Annotated in this window: 9 protein-coding genes; 1 reads left to right on the top strand and 8 read right to left on the bottom strand. The window is 47.1% G+C overall.

The window, feature by feature from the left end; all coding sequences use genetic code 11:
- Positions 1–309 precede the first annotated feature (309 nt).
- Positions 310–11,100, top strand: a complete 10,791-nt coding sequence (locus SD450_RS17710; protein WP_318345712.1) for a T9SS type B sorting domain-containing protein — start codon at positions 310–312, stop codon at positions 11,098–11,100.
- Positions 11,101–11,215: 115 nt separating this feature from the next.
- On the opposite strand, the gene SD450_RS17715 is transcribed toward SD450_RS17710, so the two are convergent.
- The 8 genes from SD450_RS17715 to SD450_RS17750 all read right to left on the bottom strand — a co-directional run bounded on the left by SD450_RS17715 (position 11,216) and on the right by SD450_RS17750 (position 22,388).
- Positions 11,216–12,517 (bottom strand): PQQ-dependent sugar dehydrogenase, encoded by a 1,302-nt coding sequence (locus SD450_RS17715; protein WP_318345713.1) that lies wholly within the window; start codon positions 12,515–12,517, stop codon positions 11,216–11,218.
- Positions 12,518–12,665: 148 nt separating this feature from the next.
- Entirely contained in the window at positions 12,666–13,421 is a 756-nt protein-coding gene (locus SD450_RS17720) for a sulfite exporter TauE/SafE family protein (protein WP_318345714.1), read from the bottom strand.
- A 96-nt stretch (positions 13,422–13,517) separates the two neighbouring features.
- Positions 13,518–14,753 carry a YaiO family outer membrane beta-barrel protein gene (locus tag SD450_RS17725; protein ID WP_318345715.1) on the bottom strand — a complete coding sequence of 412 codons (1,236 nt, stop codon included), beginning with the start codon at positions 14,751–14,753 and terminating at the stop codon, positions 13,518–13,520.
- A 49-nt stretch (positions 14,754–14,802) separates the two neighbouring features.
- Complete coding sequence (locus SD450_RS17730; protein WP_404828261.1) at positions 14,803–16,239, bottom strand: glycosyltransferase family 2 protein; 1,437 nt, start codon at positions 16,237–16,239, stop codon at positions 14,803–14,805.
- A 12-nt stretch (positions 16,240–16,251) separates the two neighbouring features.
- Positions 16,252–17,259 carry a HEAT repeat domain-containing protein gene (locus SD450_RS17735; protein ID WP_318345717.1) on the bottom strand — a complete coding sequence of 336 codons (1,008 nt, stop codon included), beginning with the start codon at positions 17,257–17,259 and terminating at the stop codon, positions 16,252–16,254.
- Positions 17,260–17,268: 9 nt separating this feature from the next.
- On the bottom strand, positions 17,269–17,637 hold the full coding sequence (locus tag SD450_RS17740) for a response regulator transcription factor (protein WP_318345718.1): 369 nt from the start codon (positions 17,635–17,637) through the stop codon (positions 17,269–17,271).
- Positions 17,612–18,343, bottom strand: a complete 732-nt coding sequence (locus SD450_RS17745) for an Hpt domain-containing protein (protein WP_318345719.1) — start codon at positions 18,341–18,343, stop codon at positions 17,612–17,614. The genes SD450_RS17740 and SD450_RS17745 overlap by 26 nt, the downstream gene beginning before the upstream one ends.
- A gap of 79 nt (positions 18,344–18,422) precedes the next feature.
- Positions 18,423–22,388, bottom strand: coding sequence for a response regulator (locus SD450_RS17750; protein ID WP_318345720.1), 3,966 nt, complete (start codon positions 22,386–22,388; stop codon positions 18,423–18,425).
- Positions 22,389–22,403 lie beyond the last annotated feature (15 nt).

Genomic DNA, 22,403 nt, shown 5'->3' on the forward strand with positions numbered 1-22,403 from the left:
CCGGTTTGGTTTGGCACATTTCCAATAAACCAATTACCCTGATCCTGGATGAAAAAGTTATCGATTCTGAAAAAAACCATTGTCTTTTTTCAGGGCAAATCCCTTTCATCAAACCCCTGAAAATCATCCAAAAGTTGTGTTTTCTCCTACAAAACATCCCACAAAATCAAGGTTTTAAGATAGCGAACCCTTAAAAAATAAAGGGTTTACAACAACTTCTGCCACGTCCACAACATAACATTTCGAGGTCCAAACTCCTGAAATAGCTTTGGGAACGCATAATTGCACCACACCAAACCCTATTTAAGAATGTCTTGTAAACCTCAAACGAAGACCTCCCAAATTCTTTTTGCCTTTTTGTTGTTCACTGCTTTTGTGACCACAACCCATGCACAGCTTTCGGTGCCTTTTACGCCAAGGCTGCCCGAAGGGAATATCAAAGTAAAGGGAGATTTGGTCTATGTGGCCAACAACATTGTCAATACGGGCAGTGATCCCAATATTGCTTACAGTGGCAGTTCAAGCAACCAGAATGTCACCATGAACTACATCGATATTGATGGTGATCCCGGCACATTCAGTTCCAGTAGTGCGGAATTGAACGCACCTTCTTGTTCGGCGGTCGTATATGCAGGTCTGTATTGGGGTGGTATTTATAGGGACACGGATAGGGACGACCCCTACAAATCAGTAAAATTCAAGATTCCGGGAAGTTCCTCTTATATCGATATTGGACCAACCAGTGACCCTATGTTCGAATACGAACAGATCTATGACAAGGACGGTGACCGCGATGGGGATGGCTCAACCGATCCAGGTGTGGTGGATGTGGATTTCTTGAGCGGGGTGAACATGACATCCTACCTCAACTATGCCAACGTGACCCATTTGCTCTCCGGATTGGCCGACCCCAATGGGGAATACACCGTGGCAAACGTGGTGGCCTCCACCAACCAACAAAACGTGAGTGCAGGCTGGACCATGGTGGTCATCTATGAAAACCAGAACTCCACCAGTAAATATATCTCCACATTTGACGGCTATGCCGCCATGGGGAGTACATACACAAGTGTGAACTTTCCGTTCAGCGGATTTAGGACATTGCCAGCTCCCCTACCTGTAAATGCGGTGATAGGGGCAAGTACCATTGATGGGGATCGGGTAACAGGACCCAGTATGAGGTTTCGAGCTTCAAATACCGCCAGTTGGACCTATTTGAGCGATGCCATCAACCCGAGCAACAACGTTTTCAACAGTACGATCAGTAACCAAGGGAATTGGGTGGACACCCGAAACCCGGCAAGCCGCAATACCCTGGGATGGGATGCGGATATTTTAAAACTACCGAATCCCGGAAACGCCGTACTGCCCAACGATCATGACAGTGGGGAAATCTTGATCAGCACCTCCAGTGAAGGTGTTATCCTATTTTTGACCACCGTTGCCGTAGAGATCATCAACCCTGAGATCCTTGTGGAGAAAAAGGTAGAAGATTTGGCGGGCAATGATATTACGGGTGCAGGTGTGAACTTGGGACAATCTTTGGAGTATGTGCTGCGGTTCTGGAACCGGGGCAACGATGATGCCGAAAATTTTACGATCCAGGACATTCTCCCAGAAAATGTTTCCTTGGTAAATGTTGATCTGACCGGTGCTCCGGGCACCACCATGACCACCAATCCGTCCAATGCCAGGGAAGTGACTTTCCAAATACCGGATGCCTTGGTCACCCAAGGGGGCAATACCTATGAGATACGGATCAGGGTAGAGGTTTCCGATAATTGCCACGATTTTGTGGCCGCGTGCAGCGCAACCATACAAAATACGGCTTTTTCCTCCTATGATGGGGTGACAAGTGGACAAACCGGTTTAGGGGATGCCAGTGTTTCCAATGTGAACAACTGTGGTTTTGTGACCGTTGGGGCCACCAATTTCCTTCTGGACGACCTTACCAATTGTAGCTTTGAAAGCGAGGTCCAGATCTGTGGTGCCAACGCTGAGCTAACGGCTGGTGAAGGTTATGACACCTATACTTGGTACAGGGACCTCAACGAAAATGGTCAGTTGGATGCTTCCGATACCGTGTATAGCGATAGTGACCCTGACAACGACCCAACCACGGTGACAGTTCAAGAAGCAGGGTTCTATCTCGTCGTAAAAGAGTCCGCTTCCTGCGGAACCAATATTGAGATCACCGAAGTGACCCGCTTTGGAAACACACAGACCAACCCCATTATCAATTATTTCAATACGCTGAACGGTGATGCAGATCTCAGCAATGATATCCAAGGGGAAATTGTTACCTGTGCCAACGATGGATCGCCATTGCCCAAAATATTCCTTTGCGGTGCCAATGACACCCAAAACATCCTATTGAACATTACCGATGCCCAGAACATTTCCTGGGAAAGACTGAATGAAGGTAGTTGTGCCGCAACCGGACCGGACTGTCCCAACAACCAAATGGGTTGTACGTGGAGCCAAGTGGCCACTGGAAATGCCTTCACTGCAAACTCGGAAGGGCGCTACCGATTGGTTCTCTCCTACGCAGGCGGTTGTAACAGTATTTTCTATTTTGATGTGTTCCAGAACAATCTGGACTTTGATTATGACAGTCAGGATATTTTCTGTTCCACCGATGGTTTTATACGCATTCAAAACGTTGGTTCCGGATATGGTTTCCAGTTGGTGGACGCCAACTCTGGTTCCGTAGTGGTTCCTTATGCTGCAAACAACGGTCCCAACTTCACCGTTGGTGCTTCCGGGACCTACCGCGTGGACTTTACCCAACTAGATCCCGTGACCGGAGACCCCTTGGATGGAAGCTGTGTGTTCAGTACCGAAGATATTGGGATAAGGGAACGGAACCTGAACCTGAACCTTTCCACGGTCCCCGTGACCTGTAACGGTCAGGGAAGTGTGCGGATACAGGCCGGAGAGGCCCGAGCCAATTACCATTACCGACTCTATTTTGATAACGGTGCCGGAGCGCCGGGCAGTCCTGCCGGAGAGGCGTTGGCCCAAAGCAGTAGTGACCATACCTTCACTGGCCTCACCGAAGGGGACTACGTGGTTGTGGTCACCACCGATGACGGATGCCAAGTGACAGAGACTTTCTCGATCATCGACATTCCCGATCCAGTAGTAAGTGCAACGACCACCAAGCACATTACATGTACCGATGGTATCATTACATTGACCCCTTCACAAGGGTTGCCGAGCTATTCCTATGCCATTTGGAAAAAGGACGGAGTCGCACCATACAGCAATATCACGGATATTCCGATCAATGAGTTCCAACGGGACACCATTGCTCCCGGAGTGTTCAATTTCCCTTCAGGAGAAAATGGCACATATCAATTTGTGATTGTGGATAGTAACAACTGTTTTGCACTATCCAATGAAATCACGATAAACGATTTGGGAGGCCTTACCCTAGCGGCCCCGACCATAGATTCCGAAATTACCTGTGAAGGGTCCAATACGGGGCAGGTCACCATGAACGTATCGGGAGCCCAGACCCCCTATGCCTTCAGTATAGACAATTGGGCCACCCAACAGACGGACCCTACTTTTGTGAACCTGTCGCCCGGCACCTATACCATACAGGTCCGTAGTCAGGATGGCTGTGAGGACCAAAAGACCTTCACCTTGGATGACCCGGAGACCTTCAAGGCCAATGCGGGCATCTCAAGTACAGGGACCTGCGACGTGAATGGAAATTCCGAAGTCAGGTTTACCAACATGGAGGGCGGTACGGCTCCCTATGAGTTCAGTTTTGATGGCGGTAGTACTTTCATCGCGGACAATCCTATGGATCCATCGGTAAGAACAAGTCTATTGCCACCCGGCAACCATATCCTGATTGCCAGGGATGCCCGTGGATGCCAGATCACATTGCCGATCACGATAGATCCACCACTGCCCATCCCCAACTTTGATATGGACCTAGCATACGATTGTGATGGGAATGGAAATGTGGTCCTTTCCACCGATCAAACCATATACGATTACAACTACACCATCAATACGGCACCCAGTACCAGTTCCACGGACGGCACTTTTTCAGGTATTGCCCCGGGCACCTATACCATAACCGTGGAATATACGGAGAATGACCCACCTCTTCCAAGCGTGCTCCTGCACGAGGATTTTGGGAGCGGACCCACTGTGGACAGCCCTTATGTTTTTGGATATACCTATGAAGACCAAGTGGGCAGCAATACCCAGATCAATGATTTTGAATATTCCATTACCAATTATATTGTATCCCCATTTGGGCCATGGATCAGACCGACGGACCATACCAGCAATGGAGCAGATCCCAATGGACGCTATCTGGTCATCAACGTGGGAACGCCTACACCCACCCAGATCATTTATAGGAAGGCCATCAAGGACATCATTCCCAATCAGGATATGCGGATTTCCTTTGCGGCGATCAACTTGCTGGGAAGTGGAAGCCAACTTGATCCAGATATATATGTGCAAATGCGCGTTCCGGGTACCGGTACTGTGATCGGGGAGGTACAGACGCACGATATTCCCAAAGATAGGGCCTGGCATGACGAATTTGAATTTTTCATCAATCCGGGAATCCATGAAGAACTGGATTTCATACTCATCTCCAAAAAAAGTGGCAACAGTGGAAACGATGTTGCCATCGATGATATTCTGGTGGAACAAATTCCCCAAACGTGTCCACGGACCATGGACATCCCCGTGGTCATCGAATCTGGAAATGCCTTTGGCGCTAGTGTTCTTGGTCATACCGATATTAGCTGTAACGGAGCAAACGATGGTTCCATCACTTTTGAAGTGGAGAACTTTGATGCCACATCAGGATTCGAATATTCCATAGACGGGGGAAGTAACTGGACCACTTCCACAACCTCACCTGTGACCACGGCTACGGCCTTGTCTTCCGGCACACAAAGTGTGATTATACGCAAAGTGGATGATACTGCTTGTTCCATCACCCTGAATCAAGACATCGATGAGCCAGCAGTTCTTTCCATAAACACCAACATTCTACAAAACCCAAGCTGTAATGATCCCTTGGGCTCCATTCAAGCCACCGTAACCGGGGGAACACCCACTTACGAATATGCTTTAGAAGACGGTTCGGGCAACAATTTGATCCCCTTCCCCAATGCATCGGGCAACACCTTCAGTGGATTGGCTGCAGGAGATTACATTATTCTTGCGAGGGATATTAATGGATGTACCGTCAGCAGTTCAACAATCACTTTGGATGCTCCAACAGCATTGACGTATTCCATAAATTCAACCAGTTGTTATGATGGCGGCAATAACGCGACCATCGTACTTACTGCCAATACAGGTAACGGAGGCTATCTCTTCCAAATCGATGGAGGTCCTTGGCAAACGCCGACACCTTCCACGGCCAACACGTACACATTTTCGGGATTGGCCAATGGCACATATGATGTGAATGTAAAAGATGCCTTTGGCTGTGATGGTGGCGTAGTTAGTGTGACCATTGAACCACAAGTAGTGGTAAATGTTACGGCAACCGATGTGAGCAGTTGTGCCGATGGATCCATACAAGTGACCGCTTCTGGAGGGAACGGAACACTGGTCTATGCCCTTGTTCCCAATGGCGTAGTACCGGTTCTAACCGACTTTGGGGCGACAATCAATTTCCCTATTGATAATGCCACTGCCACTGCAAACCCAACCGGGTTTGACCTCTATGTCCGTGACAACAATGGCAGTCCTAACTTCTGTGAGGTCGTTGAAGAAGATATTATCATAAACCCTGCCGTGGAATGGGAAGTGAATGCTGTAGCGGAGGACCCTAATTGTAATGGTGGTAACGGCAGTATTGTGGCCAATGTGCAACTCGTAGGAGGAGGAAGCCTTTCTTCAGCCCAGATTGCCCAAGCAGGTCCTTTTACCTATTCGCTATATCAAGGCGCAACAGAATTGGCTTCCGTATCCAACTTGACCAACGTATCCTACACCTTCAACAATGTGGTGGCAGGTAGCTATGAGATCAGAATCACCGATGGCATGGGTTGTACCCTTTTCCAAACTCCTATTGACGTAGTGGACCCTCCTGCATTGACTGCTGATGTTACTACCGACTTTCCCCCTGGTATTTGTGCCCCAGCCATTGGATTTAAGTTTGAAAATTACCCACTTGATACTGAGTTGAATGGCACTTTGCAGTTCAGTGCAGATTATGGAAATACATGGCAGACAAGTGAAATTTTTGTAGGATTCACCTCAGGTGAAGAAGTGAAACCTTCTATCCGAACCGTGGATGGTAGCGGAAATACACTTTGTCGATACGATTTGCCTCAATATACATTGACTTATCCACTTGATGATTTGGATATTACAATTAATGCAACAGTAGATTTATGCAATGAATTACTTGTAAGTGTTCAAGGTTCGAAGGGAGACGCACCTTATGTGTATACTTATACTGAAGACCCTATCAATTTTGATCCTTATGATGCTTCCACGTTATGGACATCTCCTCCTAAAGGATTAAACGACCCCTATGAGTTTACAGGATTGACCCCGGGAAGGACATATGTTTTCTTCGTAAAGGATGATAGTGGGTGTATTCGACAGAGTACCGTAAATGTTAATGACTTGTCCACTGTAGATTTGCCTATAGAGATTACAGAGTCTGTGACACCTAGTTGTAATGGTGCTAACAGCGGAGGTATCACATTCACCTTGAATCCTGATTTTGCTGAACCAGAAATGAGATGGGAACTCTTTGAAGTGGGCAATGCCTCGCCAATACAGGTGAGTGGTGTCGGACCATCAGCCAGCAATGTGCCCTATTCACCTACCATTGATTTTATCAACCTTTCCCCAGGTGATTACTACATCGAAGTAACCCAAATAGATGGTAGTGGTGTGGATACTTGCCACGGAGGTAGTGAAAATGTGTTGATAGAGGAACAACTCCCTATCACGGCAACTGCAACAGCCACAAGGGAAATTGGCTGTACCCAACCTGGATTGATCTCAGTGACCAATATAAATGGAGGTACCGCGCCTTATACTTTTGATGTAACCGGGCCAGCAGGGTTTACCGCTATTACTGCCACATCCCAAAACCCCATAGAAATACCTGCTAATTCACCCGCTGGGGATTACGATGTCACCGTGACCGATGTGTATGGATGTACTACAAGTGCTCCATATACCGTAGCAATGACCTTGACCCCCAACCCTACTATTGATGACATCCAAGTGGCCAATTGCGATGGCAGTGCGGAAGTGACCGTTACAGCCTCTTCCCTTGCTGGAAGTATGCGCTACGCCATGGTGACAGCAGGGGCCAGCGCTCCGACGACCTTTTTAAACAATGGAGGTATATTTACCAATGTAGCTGCAGGGGATTATGACTTTTATGTGATGGATGCCAATGGCTGTTCAGTGGCCCAGACCACGTTCACCGTCCATCCTGCTTTGCAGGCCAGTGCCCAATTGACCAAATTAATCGATTGTTCGGCCACCCCAGAAGCAACCATAGAGATTGAAGCGCTACAAGGGTCAGGCAACTATGAATACTCAGTGGAAAACATGACCACATCATCCATGGAGGTTCCCCAAACTGCCATGGGAGGTAGCACTGTTTTATACCACCCATCCGCTGCTGGAACCTATGAAGTCAAAGTCTATGTGAATGCCACCGCAAACCATGAAGCCTGCGAACGTACATTTACCATTGTGGTCCCAGACCCGATTGACCCCAGCTTCACGGCTACCCCAACGGATTTAAGTTGTAATGGTGCCGCGGACGGAAGCATCTCCATGACACAGACCGACAATGGCATTACACCTTTGTCCTACGAACTCTTGGATGCTGCCTTGAACCCTATAAATCCTGCCGATTACACCTACAATCCTACTTTGCGTAGGTTTGAAGGATTGGCCCCAGGAGATTATATCGTTAGGGCAACAGGAACCAACAGTTGTACCGCAGACTCTGCCATAATCCCAATTGGGGAACCCACAGCCATTGCAGTGACCATTCCTGCTGCGGATGTGGTTCAGTTTGGCTGCGCCGCGGGCAACAATCCAGATAATGCCTCCATCACCGTAAACCTTTCGTCCATTGCAGGAGGAACAGGTTCTTACGTTCGATATGAGTTTATAGATCCTTCGAAGAATGTTGCGCAAGATGGGAATAATAACCGATTGATCGTGTCCAACCGTTCGGGAGGAACCTATATCATCAACGTTTATGATGATTCGGGATGTGTCGGCACCACCACGGTCATGATAAATCCTTTTGATGAATTGCAAGATGCCACTATACATGTTGATGACGATATCGATTGTTCCAATGGTGGTGAGACCATCACCATCACTGCTGATGGCTTGTTGAGCGATTCATTGGTCGGTCCACACGACTACAGTTTTGAGGAAGTGTCCACAGGAACCACCAATACCACGGGAACGTTCAGTGGATTACAAGTTGGCCTCCACTCGTTCAAAATTACCAATGTGGTGACGGGTTGTTCCATCGTCAGGACACATCTAGTGGAGGAAATTCCACAATTTGGCATAAATGTGATCGAAGATGCCCCAATAGTTTGTGCCGGAGACTCTGCCCAGAATCATTTTGAACTGACCGGCGGCTATTCCGGTGGGTTTACCTTCACAGTGTACGACACCAATGGAACCCTTTCCAATACCAGCGATGATGTAGTGTTCGGTCCTGGCGGAAGTGGTACGGGTACCACAAGCGGTAACATCGACCTACCAAAAGGCAGCTATCGCATCGTGGTGACCCAAACGGATTTTCCATTTTGTACCGACGAGACAATGGTCACCGTAGGGGGAGCAGAAGCCACTTTGGATGCCTATATCACTGAAATAGGGAATGCCTCCTGCTCCAATGACCAGGGAAGACTTTCCGTGGCCCCGACCGGTGGAGTGGCACCTTATACCATTTCCATCCCTTCGTTGGGATTGACCCAGACCGCAGTGTACAGCTATGTGTTCACCGGCCTAACGGATGGCACTTATGCCATTGAGGTGACCGATGCCGCTGGTTGTATGAACACTACATTGAGTGGAACCATTCAAACTGTAGATCCATTGATGGCGGATATAACTCCGACCACGCAGACCTTAGATTGTGTCGGAGATTTGGACGGCAGTATAAGCGCCACCTTGACAGCTGGAGGTCTCGGTAACATACTCTATAGCCTGAACCGTATTGAAAACGGAACCATCACCTCAACTTCGGCCACACAAACGTCGAATACCTTCAACAACTTGGGCGCAGGGACCTACTCCATCACTATTTTGGACGGGGCAGGCTGCACCTTCACTACTGCCGAAGTGGTGATAGAAGACCCTGAGCCAGTGAGGGGAACCTTGGTCATTTCCCGTGCACTGACCTGTGATACGGACGCCCAATTGACCCTTACCGTGACGGGAGGAACGCCATTACCTGGAAATATATACCAGTGGAGCACTTCCGAGGCAGGGCCCTATGCCAACTTGGATGGTGGTGACACCCATGTCTTCGACGTGTCGCCAAGCACCACAGGCTATCAGTATTATATTATGGATGCCAATGGATGTGAACCTGTCCTTTCCAATGCCATCACCGTCCACGAAGTTGCTCCTTTGAGTGTGGAAATAGACCAAAGTGGAAGGTTCATTAATTGCAACGGGGACAGTACGGCATACATTTCCGCCAGGGCCACAGGTGGCTTGGGCAGCTATGTGTATGGACTGTACTACGATGCGGCGCTAAGCTCTTCTGCAGCTCCAACAAATACCAATGGATTCTTCGGGGGATTGCCACAAGGCACCTACTATATTGGGGTGACCAGTGTGGATTGTGAATGGGGCTCCACGGCCATTGATGTCGTCGAACCAGACCCTCTTATCGTGACGGGAGATTCAACAAACGTAAGCTGTATGGGCGCTCATGACGGAACCATAACCCTTTCTGTGACTGGAGGAACCACGGACTACCAATACGCCATTTCACCCAATTTGAACCAGTTTGATGACAATGGAAGTTTCACGGACTTGGCCGCAGGGGATTACACGGTGATCGTACAGGATGCCAATGGTTGTTTTGAGGTGCTCGAATTTACCTTGACCGAACCACAGGCCTTGACAGCAACCGTGACCACCGAAGATGAAGTCTGTTTTGGCAGCGAGGATGGTGTAGTTTATCTGGATGTTCAGGGAGGTACCGCCCCCTATAGCACCAGCTTGAATTCCAATGCAGATGCAGATTTTGCCGAAGGTGTTATGAGCTATGGCAATTTGCCAAGCGGCACACACGTGGCCTTTATCAGGGATGCCAACGACTGTACCATCTACGAAGTGTTCACTATCGAATCGGGGGTCAACTTGGCAGGTACAGTGGATGTAGTTTACGAATGTGACGGTAATTTGCCCACCAACTATTTGGCTATCCAGATGGAAGATGCATCCGTAGTTCAGGAATTGATGTACGGCTTGGATTCCAATGACCCGAACGATTTGGTCTTGGACCCCGACTTCAGCAATTTGATTCCTGGTGACCATACCCTGACCATTGCACACTCCAATGGATGTATCCGTACTTTCGACTTTACCGTTGAAAATTATGAACCCCTTACCTTGGAATTAAGCAATGAAAACATCAATGAGATCACGGCCGTGGCTCTGGGAGGCAATCCGAACTATACCTTCCAAATCAATGCAAATGATGCCATTACGTCCAGTGACAATACATTCTTGATCACACGTACCGATACTTACAGCGTGACCGTGACCGATGAAAACGGATGTAGTGTCACCCAAGAGATCTACATGGAATTCATCGATATTGAAATCCCCAACTTCTTCACTCCGGATGGTGACGGACTCAATGATCGATGGATACCCAAGAACATTGAAATTTTCCCGAACATCACCATTTCCATTTTTGATAGATATGGTAGAAAACTCTACAGAATGGTCCAAGATAGCGAAGGCTGGGATGGCTTCTACAACGATGCCAATCTGCCTATGGGCGACTATTGGTACATCATCAAACTTAATGGGGATACAGACACGAGGGAATTCGTAGGGCATTTTACCCTTTACAGATAACCCACTGAATTATCCAACCCGAAAAGGGCCGCATCAAATTGATGCGGCCCTTTTATTTTTTCAATTAAATAGTATGGACAGAAAACTTCCTGTCGAATTCTTCGCTTTTCCGATCTTATAATCCAATGCGATAGATCATTCCATTGCTACCATCGGTCAGGGCATAAAGTGCACCATCGGCACCGTCCAATATATCCCGGAAACGATGGCCTTCACCTTCCATCAATCGTTCCTCTCCTACTACCCTATCATCCTCGATCACCAATCGCACGATGTGCTGACCACTCAAAGCGCCCAAAAACAAATTGTTGGTCCATTCCGGAATCAAGTTTCCCGAGTAAAAATCCATACCGCTTGGCGACACCACAGGATCCCAATAGTAAACGGGTTGTTCCATACCATTTTGTTGCGTGATGCCCGAACCGATCGCCGCTCCACTGTATTCCAACCCATAGGAAATGGTGGGCCAGCCGTAGTCCGCCCCTGCTTCAATGAGGTTGACCTCGTCCCCTCCCCTTGGACCGAGCTCGGATTCCCAAAGCTCCCCGGTGACAGGATGTACCGCCAATCCTTGGACATTTCGATGTCCGTAGGAGTATATTTCGGGCAGCACCCCATCTTCATCCATAAAGGGATTTCCATTTGCGGGCATACCCTCTGTGGTGATTCGGAGTACTTTTCCCAAAGCGGCATCCAGTTCCTGGGCTTCCCCTCGTGTGACCGTACTTGACCTATCGCCCGTGCTGACAAACAGGTTTCCTTCGCCATCCCAAGCCAATCGGGATCCATAGTGGGCCGTACTTTCAAACTCGGGAATGGCGGTATAGATCACTTCGGCATCCTCAATGGTAGTTTCGCTGTCCGACAACCTTCCTTTGGCAACCGCTGTGGCTGTGCCTCCTGCTCCATTTTGCGAAAAAGACCAATAGACCATTCTATTTTCCTGAAAATTTGGATCTATTGCAACATCCAAAAGCCCCCCTTGGCCCGAACTGTTGACCGCGGGAATACCCGTGATCGGAGAACCCACGGTTCCCGAAGTTGACACCAATCGCATGGTGCCCGCCTTTTCCGTTACCAGGATACGACCATCTGGCAAGTGGGCCATTCCCCAAGGATTGGAGAGCCCCGAAGCAAAAACGGTCACCGTATAAGCAGTTTCTGTGGTGACCCCATTGATTCTGGTCTGCCCTTCAAATGCAGGGGAGTAATCCGAGTTCGGGTCATTGGTTTCCACTGGATCCTGTGGTTCTTCCGGTTCTTCTGGGGTGTCATCGTCGGGATCTTCAGGTTCGTTGGGGTTGGGGTCCTCTGCTTCTGGAACCGGGGTCCCATTGTCCGAACCACATGAATGTATCATGGTCCCCAACAAGACCGTAAGGGCAATCAATATTATATATTTTGCTGAAAATTTCATGAAATGCTGTTTTCAGTAAGTTACCAAACACGCATCGACTTCAATACTTTTTTAACTTTTTTCACAAAAATCTTGCGGATTTTAGGTGGAAAACAGCTAAAAATGCGTAAAAAAGCTTGTGTTTTCCACTTTTCAGAGCGAAAGCAAATCAGATTTTGATGGCGAATCCGTGCAACAGAATCAACCTTGATCCTACATACAGCACCAAGATACTGGTAAGGATCCCCAAAAACTTCAGATTGAATTTTTTGGTGGACAAATATGATCCGATGGCCCCACCGACGACCACGGCAATGATGAGCTTGAGCATCAACTCTTGGTTCAGTTTGAAAGTCCCTGCCACATTCAATCCGATCAACCCAGAAACGGAGTTCACCAAAATAAAGACAGAGGCCAGGGAGGCCACCACCCTTGGGTTGGCCCACTTCAACAGGTTGAGCACAGGCGAGAGGAATATGCCCCCTCCTATTCCCGATATACCGGAAAGCAGACCAATGCCACCGCCCAAAAGAAACTTCTGGGGATTTGAAAACTCCCTTGACTCCATTTTTTTCTTCACGAAGCGAAGCAGCATGAAAATACCGGCCAGGATCAGCGCGCTTCCCAACACCAAAAAAAATGCCGTTTGGGATAGCCTCACCTGCGCTCCCAAATAGGCAAAAGGGATACTGACCACCATAAATGGCCAGAACATCTTTAGGCTGAAGACCCTGTTTTTGATAAAGACCAAGGTACCGATGGTGACCACACAGATGTTCAAGATCAAGGCTGTGGACCGTATTTCGTAAAAATCGGTCAAGAAAAGGCTCAAGATGGCCAAGTAACTGGACCCGCCCCCAAACCCAACAGAGCTATAAAAAAGGGCTATCAGAAAAAAAACAATGGGTAAATACTCTATGGTCATCCATCGCAATTTAAAAAAGAATGACGGTCCAATGCACGCCATAGGCAAATTTTTCAGGCAGATCATCGTTTTGCATGGCATACGCCTTTACGAATACTAGAACCGCTTGATATACCCTACTTTAACCGTGTATTGATCGTCAAAGGAATCTGTGGTAAATTCGATGCGACCATAGGTCAGTTCGGCATACACCACATGGGACTTTCCGAAAAGCTTCCGAAAGCCGGCGGTAATGTTGTTGGACCTGAGCCTCGAAACGCTCTCGTACAGTACATTGTTCGTTGAATTATCCGGTGAAAACCCAGTACCTGCCCTGATGAGCACATAGTCGTCGGTACCACCAAAATAGTAGCGTGCCTCCAAGGCATAGGAATCGGCAACCCCACTGTCTGATGGGGTGATATAGGCCCTGGCATTGAACCAATAATTTTTGTAGTATTTCCCCAAACCAAAGGTATAGATCCAGGTATCATCGGTGAATTGCAGGTACCTCAAGCCTGCATCCAACTCAAATGCGGCAGGAAGGTTGGCAAAAAGGGAAAGACCGCCCCTGTACTCTGGAAATACGCCCTTATCATTTGAGAGGCCTGCGTTTACGTAAGCATAAAAGGTACTGGACAATCGGGGATAGAAATCCAGTTCAAATTGGCTGCTTCCCATTCCAAAGCGATTGCCATAGCTGAACCGTCCGATCACGGGACCGATATTGGTCTGGCGTTGGTAGTGCAGACTGGCAATATGCCATGGTTCATTGAACTGTTCCTTGAAATGGACAAAACTGTAGTCCACGCCCATTTCATTGCGATAGACTCCCGTGCCCATGTTTTGGAGCAGGGACCGCACTGCCGTGGATGTAGGGTGGTGCTCCAGGGCATTGCTTAGCGTTTCACTGGCCTTTTGATATTCTTTCAACGCCATCAATATCTTGGCCTTCAGGACCCATAAATTCTCGGAATCCACATTGGTTTCCAGCCCCTTGTCCACTATTTCGAAGGCCTTCAAAGGCTTTTTGTCCCAAAATTCCAAACTCCCATAGGCCAAGGCGGCATCATCATAGGTCGGGTTTTTCTCAAAGGTGGCCTTTAGGATGTTTCTTGCCTTTTCGGTTTGCTTGTCCCAAGTGCACAATCTGCCCAAAAATATGTGGTAATCCACATTCTCAGGTGCTTTTTGGGTAGCCAACGTCATCAACTCAATGGCTTCTTTGTAGGCTTTGTGCTCAAATGCCTCGGTCCTCGCCCTTGCATACAGTTCTTCCGCAGGTTCATTTTCTTGGGACCATACGCACAAATTCATGAATAGCAACCCACATAACCATAGCTGTTTTTTCATAACATGAACCTTTTTTAAGAAAAATATACTTCTACCCTTCCCCATATTGCTATTGTTTTACCACAACTTTATCTTCGACCTTACCCAATCCTGTCCTGCTCATTGCCCCCCAATTGTTCTTTCCGCGTATCAAATCGATATTTCCCTTCAAAGCGGACCAAAGAATGAAAGGATGATAAAAGAAGGGTTCCAAGAAGGCGGTAAGGATAAGCTTGTAGGTGTATTTTGTCTTTTTATATTGCTGAAATGAATATTCCTCGAAGAAAAGAGCCGTGACCGAATAGAGCACGGAAAAAGCATAGGCCACCAAGGAAAAGCCCAGTACAAAAATCCAATTGACCTGCCCCAGAACCATCAAGAGTATAAAAAATAGTATGCCAAAGAACTCTATAATGGGGGCCAACCATTCAAAAAACAGCCAATAAGGCGTACTCAATAACCCAAGGACGCCATATCTTGGGTTGGCAATCATTCCCCTGTGCATCCAGAGGGTTTCGGCAGTACCGCGCGTCCATCTGTTCCGTTGCCTGTGCAAAATGGTCCAATTGGGGGGCACTTCTGTCCAACAAAGGGGGTCTGGAATAAAACCTACGGCGTAGTCCACTTTCTTTCTTCGCATGAGTCGCCTCATACGCACCAAGAGTTCCATGTCCTCCCCCACCGTTTTGGTATTGTATCCTCCCGCTTCTATAACGGTTTCCTTGTCGAACATTCCAAAGGCACCGGATATCAACAACAGGCCATCCACCCGGGACCAGGCCATTCTTCCCATCAAAAAAGCCCTGAAATATTCTATGATCTGGGCCCTGATGATAAACTTTTGGGGCAACTTGACCTCAATGATCTTTCCATCCTCTATGGTGCAGGAATTGGCGATCCTGATGATGCCGCCAGAGGCAATGACCTTTTTTTCATTGTTCAAAAAGGGCTTGATCAATTTGAGCAGGGCATCGCTTTCCAATACACAATCCACATCTATACAACATACGATGTCATGTCTGGAGACATTGATCCCAACATTGAGGGCGTCTGCCTTGCCACCATTCTCCTTGTCCACCACTCTCAGGTTCTTGAAAGACTTGTAGGTGGAACGGTATACCTTTTTGATGGGTTTGGAGGGCAAGATGTCCACATAAACAGAATCGTCCTCTACCAAGTGAAAACTCTCCACCAGTCGTGTGATGGTGCTGTCCTTGCTTCCGTCATTGATGACCACTATCTCACAAGAGGGGTAGTTCACGGTAAGCAACGACCTTACATTTTCAACAATATTGGCCTCTTCATTATAGGCAGGAGCCAATATGGAAATGGATGGCAAGCTGGTGGATTGCAACAGGGAGATTTCATCCCTTAAACTATTGCTCCGCTTGTATTCCCTTATCTCCAAAAAAGAGACCACCGCCGAAAAAATATATCCGGAGCACACAATGGCACCGTAGGCCAGAAAAAGCCAGCTAATGATCTCTGTGATATGGTTTAGCGACACCGCTGTCATGGATCAGGGTTCTAAATTGGGTTGCATCCGTTTTTCGGCCCTCAGGTACATGAGGTTCGTCTGCCATTCTTCCTTCATTGCCAAAGCTGGCCTCAATCCATGGAGCATTTGCAAATCCCCGTGGGACTCCACCGTTTTGATGATTTCCTTTTTCACCAATCTGCTTTCGGTTGAAAACCTCGGGACCACTATGTCCAACAATCCTTCAAAATGGAGTCTGCGCAGTGACTTGATGGCCTCGGCCCTGACCTGTTCGTCATGGTGTTCGAGAAAAGGGACCAAGGAGCCGATATGTTCATACTGGTCAAACTGTTGGATCATCCGAATGGAAAAGACCAATACGGTGTTCAACTTATGGTCCAACCATTTGGAAAAATCGGGAGTCGGTCCTTGGTACACATATTTCAAGCAATCTTCCAACTGGATCAATTCCCAAAGGGTGAGTTCTTTTTTCAGCTTGGCGAAAAAGGCCAATGGGTCTTTCTCCGCGATTTTAATGAAAAAATAAATGGCCTGGGCACGGACAGTTTCATGCCTATCATTCAAATGAAGGGCCACGGTCTTACCTTCTTTCACATGGAGTTCGGACAATACGTAAATGGCCTTTGCCTTGTCATACCACCTGCCCTCCTTGAGGGATTTGATGATAAATTCATCGAGCCCAAGGTCATGGAATATTTTTTTAAGGGCCTCGGAGGATTCTCCTTTGAGGTTTTCATTATAGACCAAAATTTGGCGAACGGCGATTCTCTTTTGCAACGGGAATACCAAATGTGTAGCCTTAAAACGTTCAGTTTCTGTGACCAGGTCATACGTATCATCAAATAGGGCATTGTTCAGGAATGCATCTATTTGGTCCCGGTACATTTTCTTGTTCCGTTCCCTCCTGTTCTTGTACATCCTAAGAATGATCAATGATGATACGGTGATGGCGACCAGAAAAAAAAACAGGGCAGCAAAGAAGGCATTTACCTTCATGGGCCAAGGCCAATCCTGCGCTATGTTATCCATAAAAGACAATCAATAACTTTCTATGGTCCGTTTTACGCGCAAAGACAACTCATTGGGACTGAATGGCTTGGTAATGAAGTCGTTGATACCCATGGTGAAGGCATCTGTAATGATTTCCTCTTGATTAGAGGTGGACAGCACGATTATGGGCATGGAGGGAATATGGCTCCGGATGTGTTCGATCAACTCGGTGCCTGTAATGAAGGGCAACATCAAATCCGTGATCACCAACCGGATGGACTTGTCCTCTTTTAGAATATCCAGGGCTTTCCGGCCATCTTCGGCCACTACCACATCATAGCCGTCCTTGGTCAACTTGAATTCCAGCGATTTTACTACCATTGGGTTGTCCTCAATGATCAAAATCTTCTTTTTCATAGCGTTTTAATTTGGGGAACTGTTTTTCTATTTCTCTAACAATCAACTCATATTCTTTTTTTAAAATCTGGGACAATCCCGGAATCTCGGCATCCTTGGCATCATAACAAATGGTTTGGCAAACGGACTTTCCCTTCTCATTGCCCAGCATGGCAAAAGAGGGTTTTACATTGTGTGCAATCTGCCGTACCTCTTCAAAATTGGCTTCCGAAACGGCTTTTTCCATTTCATCGAACTTGACCGCCAAGGTATCCCGAAACAATTGTATGGTCTCTTCCAAAAAATCTTGGTCGTTATTGGACAGTTCGTTCAAATAATCAAGGGAGAACAATTGCTCTTGCCTTGTTTCATCCAGTTGGCCCAAAGACAACGAAAGCTGGTCCAATTGTGCCTGTCCCACAGGATGGTTGAGCCAGATGTAGTTTTCATGGGTGCGCTCGGGGTTGTCCCCTTTGCCCACAATGACCATGGGATATTCCTTTCGCAGTTCATGAAACACATAGTCCATCAATTTATAGGGATCTAATGGGGCTATGTCCTCTTCCATGACCACCAACTCGTAGGGGGAAGCCTTTAATCGCTGGAGTGCCGAAAAACTGTCGGAACAGTAATCGATATCCCAATCGCGGCTGATTTCATGATCGGTGAATGTCTCTATTAGCTCCCTATTGGGGCCAACGAACAAAACCTTATTTAGAGTGTTCATCGTTAAAGTCGGTTTACCTACTTTAAACAAAAAATATGGAGATTAATTGTGTAAAAACCTCATAATTTGTAATATTTTTCTACCATAATATTTTCTCCAACACGCCTTTGAGCGTTTCATAGACTACAGGTTTGGTAACATACTCGTCCATTCCCTGTTCGAGACATTTTTCCTTTTCCCCTTTTATGCCTCTGGCCGTAAGCGCGACAATGGGGACATGTGAACTCCCTTTTTCGAGTTCCCTTATCTTACTTGTGGCATCAAAACCACTCATAATGGGCATTTGTATGTCCATGAAGATGACATCGAAGTTGTTCTGGTTGAAAAGCTCCACTGCCTCGGCGCCATCATGTGCTTCCACTATTTTGGATCTGGGAACAATTTTTTGCAATAATGTCCTGGCCAAAAAGCGGTTGACAGGGTTGTCCTCGGCAACCAGTATTGTAGGTTCGGCCTGTTCAAGTTTCCTGTCTTTCGGCTCATCCACCGTACTTTCCATTTTCCCACCATTTGACTTGCCGACCTTTGACAGGATAGACTGTAGATCTCTCAACATAATGGGTTTGGACAGGTTGAACCGCACTCCATATTCTTCACAAGCTTTTTTTATGGATTCGTCCTCTATGGAACTGTGCAGCAGCATTATAGGAAGGTCTTCCATGGTCAACCTAAACTTTTCACGGACATGTTGGATCACTTCCACCCCATTGAGGTAGGGCATATTGTAGTCAAGGATCATCAGGTCAAACTTTTTTCCCTTTTCCAAGATCTCCAATGCTTCAATACCATGGTCCGCCAATGTTGATTCTATCTGGGATAGTTTCAACATGTCCCGCAAAATGATCCTATTGTTCTCGTTATCATCGACCACCAAAACATTTTTCACGATGGATTGGGTCGGTTCGCCAGTAGCCGTGGAATCATCCCCGGTCTCAAATTCCACCACAAAGGAAAATGTGCTTCCCTGTTGGAGTTTGCTTTCCACTTTTAAACTGCTCCCCATAAAATTGAGCAAACGGTTGCTAATGGTAAGTCCCAATCCAGTACCTCCGAACTTTCGGGTGGTGGACGCATCTTCTTGGTCAAAGGCCCTGAATATTTTGTCCAGGTTATGCTCGGCAATGCCGATGCCCGTGTCCCTTATGGAGAAGACAAATGTTTTTTTCTTCCCGTCTTGGGGCATTTCTGGCATATGCCTGACCTTGAGTTCCACCTCTCCCTCTTTGGTGAACTTAACGGCATTTCCCAATAAATTGGTCAATATCTGTCTCAGTCGAACGGGGTCTGTATATACGTAGCGGTCTATTTCCAGTGATATGTCCAAAAGGATCTCAAGTCCCTTGGCATGGGCCTGGTGCTTCACAATATCCATGGTCTGCTCACAGATTTCCAGCAAATCCACTTTTTCAATGTTCAGCTCCAGTTTGCCAGCCTCGATCTTGGAGAAATCCAGGACATCGTTTATGATGTCCAAGAGATGATTGGCCGAATTATAGACGGTGTGCATGTATTCCCGCTGGCTTTCGGACAGTTCGGTCTTCATCAATAGATCTGTAAACCCGATCACTCCATTCAACGGCGTGCGTATTTCATGGCTCATGTTGGCCAAGAATTCTGATTTTGATCTACTTGCTGCCTCGGCCTTTTGCCTTTCCTGGATCAACGACGACTCGAATGTCTTCATTTTGGTAATGTCCTGGAATATCCCGTACATTTTGCCATCGGTTGAGGTGTCTTTGGTACGACCGATAATCCTTACCCATTTTTCATTGGATAATGTGGTGGTCAGCTTCAATTCCAAATCAAAGGGGCGTGACTTTTTCAAGGAATCGTTGATGGCCTGCGACAGTCTGTCCGAGTCTTCTTTTTGAAAAAGAGAGATGATCTCATCCATACTCGGTTCGTGGTCCTCCTGAATATCACAAATGGCCTTGGTAATTGCGCTACAGGCCAAGGTATTGCGATTGGCGTCCAATTCCCAACTTCCTATTTTCGCAATCTCATTGGAGCGATCTAACATGTCCTGCAACCGAAGGCGCTCCATAACGGTCTCTTTGAACTGGGTAATGTTGGCCGTGAACATCAGCAGTCCGCCCACTTCGTTTCCGTGTTTGTACCATGGTTTCACCTCCCAGGTTATCCATTGTCGGGACCCGTCCGCTCTTTCAAAAACGGCCTCATCACAGTTATTGACATTCCCGTTTAGACAGTCTTGGTGTATTTTTTTCCAATCTTCACCAATTTCCGGAAAAACCTCATAGTGCGATTTCCCCACTACACTCTCGGTGATATGGTAATCTTCCAGCCATTTTTTGGAAGCGGCCATATAGACCATGTTGGTATCGAACATGGCAATGGCAGTGGGCGCCTCTTCAATGAACAACTTGTTCTGTTCGGTGCTGGCCTCAAGGGCCAACTGGTAGTTTTTCTGCTCGGTGATGTCCCAGTTGGTGCCCAATATCCTGACCACTTCCCCCTTTTCGTCCAAATGTACCGAGCCTTTTCCCCTAATGTGGCGCACGGAGCCGTTTGGCCATACAATCCTGAAGTCCCCTTCAAAGGGAACTTTATTGGTCATGGATGCCTGTAACAACTCCAACATCCAGTTTATATCATCTGGGTGGACATAATTGATCCAAATGGAAAACTTGATACGTTCCTTTCTCTTGTCCAGGCCATAGATATGGTACATGGTATCGTCCCAAACGATGGAACCATCCGCGATATCATAGTCCCATATCCCGATGATGGAGGCATCCAAGGCCGCAAGCACCTTATCGTTCGCCTTTTTAAAATTCTTCTCCGCTTCCACCCGACGTGTTATGTCCCTAAAGGCCACAATGGTGTTATGTCCCTTTTGGGTCGCAATGGAATTCAAGGTCATTTCCACTGGCACTTTTTGGTCTTTGTCCTTAAAAAAATCCGTCTCTATGATGGAGGTGATGTTGGCATCCTCCCTATCCATGTTCCATTCGTCATAGGGCTGGGCGTTCTTGAAATCGGTGATATGCTTCTGATGGATTTGGACAAAGTCCCCAGAAATAAGGTCATTGATATTTTTGCCCTTCAGATATAGTGGTCTATACCCAAAAGCCTTGCCCATTAGAGTGTTGGACAACAATATCTCCCCAGATTCATCTATGATGACCATAGGGTCCGGGGTGGCGTTCAAATACGTATTGGTCGCAAGGAGTTCCCGTTCCACCACTCTTCTATCTTGTTCCAACTTGTTGATGGAAGGAACAACGATCGCCAAAATCAACAGGATGGCAGAAATGAGACCTACCGCTAGCAAGGCCATGGAAAAACCTGGGCTAAAATATCCTTCCTTCGAAATTTGGAAGACGGCATAAGCCATTACAAATGAGATGACCGACAACTGAAAAAACAGTTTCCTCATAAGGTGGTTGCCTATATTCCTACCAATAAAAAGCTGCATGATCCCATACCTTGGTATCATCAGGGATATTGCAGTACTGGCCAGAAGGAATCCAATTGCGGTATGCACGGCCATGGAAGAGATAAAGGCAAACTTTTCTTCTATGGGTATCTGGAAAAAAAAGGCGGTAATGGCCAAAAAGGCAAAAAAGGCGACCGATTGGGACAGGTATGCCGATAATTTCAACAATTTGGGCTTGCCCAACATGATCAAAAGCAGCGCTATCCCCAAGAGTGTAAACGAGAGGGAAGTGGCCAATGACATCCTGCCGGGATTCAAACTGCCGGAAAGTATGTCCAGATTATCCTTGACAAAAAATTGGTCGAGTCCAAAATCAGCCCCTAAAATATCCTGACCAAAGGTCACCAATCCAATCAACAACAAAATGCCATTGACCACATGGGCCACCACTAGGTTATAGTGCTTTACAATCAGTATTATGGTGATTCCCAAAAGGATGAAACAAAAAGCTGTATTGAACTCCACGATGGGGAGACCTGCAATCACCCTTGTCAATGATTCCATTTGCAGCAACCATCCCAATAGGGCCAAAATGGATACCACATTGATGATAGCAGCTAGGATAAGTATGGTTCTTTTGAGCATGTCGGGGGATTATAA

It is taken from the genome of Flagellimonas baculiformis (assembly GCF_033441575.1).
GTDB lineage: Bacteria > Bacteroidota > Bacteroidia > Flavobacteriales > Flavobacteriaceae > Flagellimonas > Flagellimonas baculiformis.

Excerpts from the sequence above, each read along its gene's own strand:
- SD450_RS17715 (WP_318345713.1), bottom strand. The coding sequence starts at position 12,517 with ATGAAATTTTCAGCAAAATATATAATATTGATTGCCCTTACGGTCTTG.
- SD450_RS17740 (WP_318345718.1), bottom strand. The coding sequence starts at position 17,637 with ATGAAAAAGAAGATTTTGATCATTGAGGACAACCCAATGGTAGTAAAA.
- SD450_RS17710 (WP_318345712.1), top strand. The coding sequence starts at position 310 with ATGTCTTGTAAACCTCAAACGAAGACCTCCCAAATTCTTTTTGCCTTT.
- SD450_RS17725 (WP_318345715.1), bottom strand. The coding sequence starts at position 14,753 with ATGAAAAAACAGCTATGGTTATGTGGGTTGCTATTCATGAATTTGTGC.
- SD450_RS17750 (WP_318345720.1), bottom strand. The coding sequence starts at position 22,388 with ATGCTCAAAAGAACCATACTTATCCTAGCTGCTATCATCAATGTGGTA.
- SD450_RS17720 (WP_318345714.1), bottom strand. The coding sequence starts at position 13,421 with ATGACCATAGAGTATTTACCCATTGTTTTTTTTCTGATAGCCCTTTTT.
- SD450_RS17735 (WP_318345717.1), bottom strand. The coding sequence starts at position 17,259 with ATGGATAACATAGCGCAGGATTGGCCTTGGCCCATGAAGGTAAATGCC.
- SD450_RS17745 (WP_318345719.1), bottom strand. The coding sequence starts at position 18,343 with ATGAACACTCTAAATAAGGTTTTGTTCGTTGGCCCCAATAGGGAGCTA.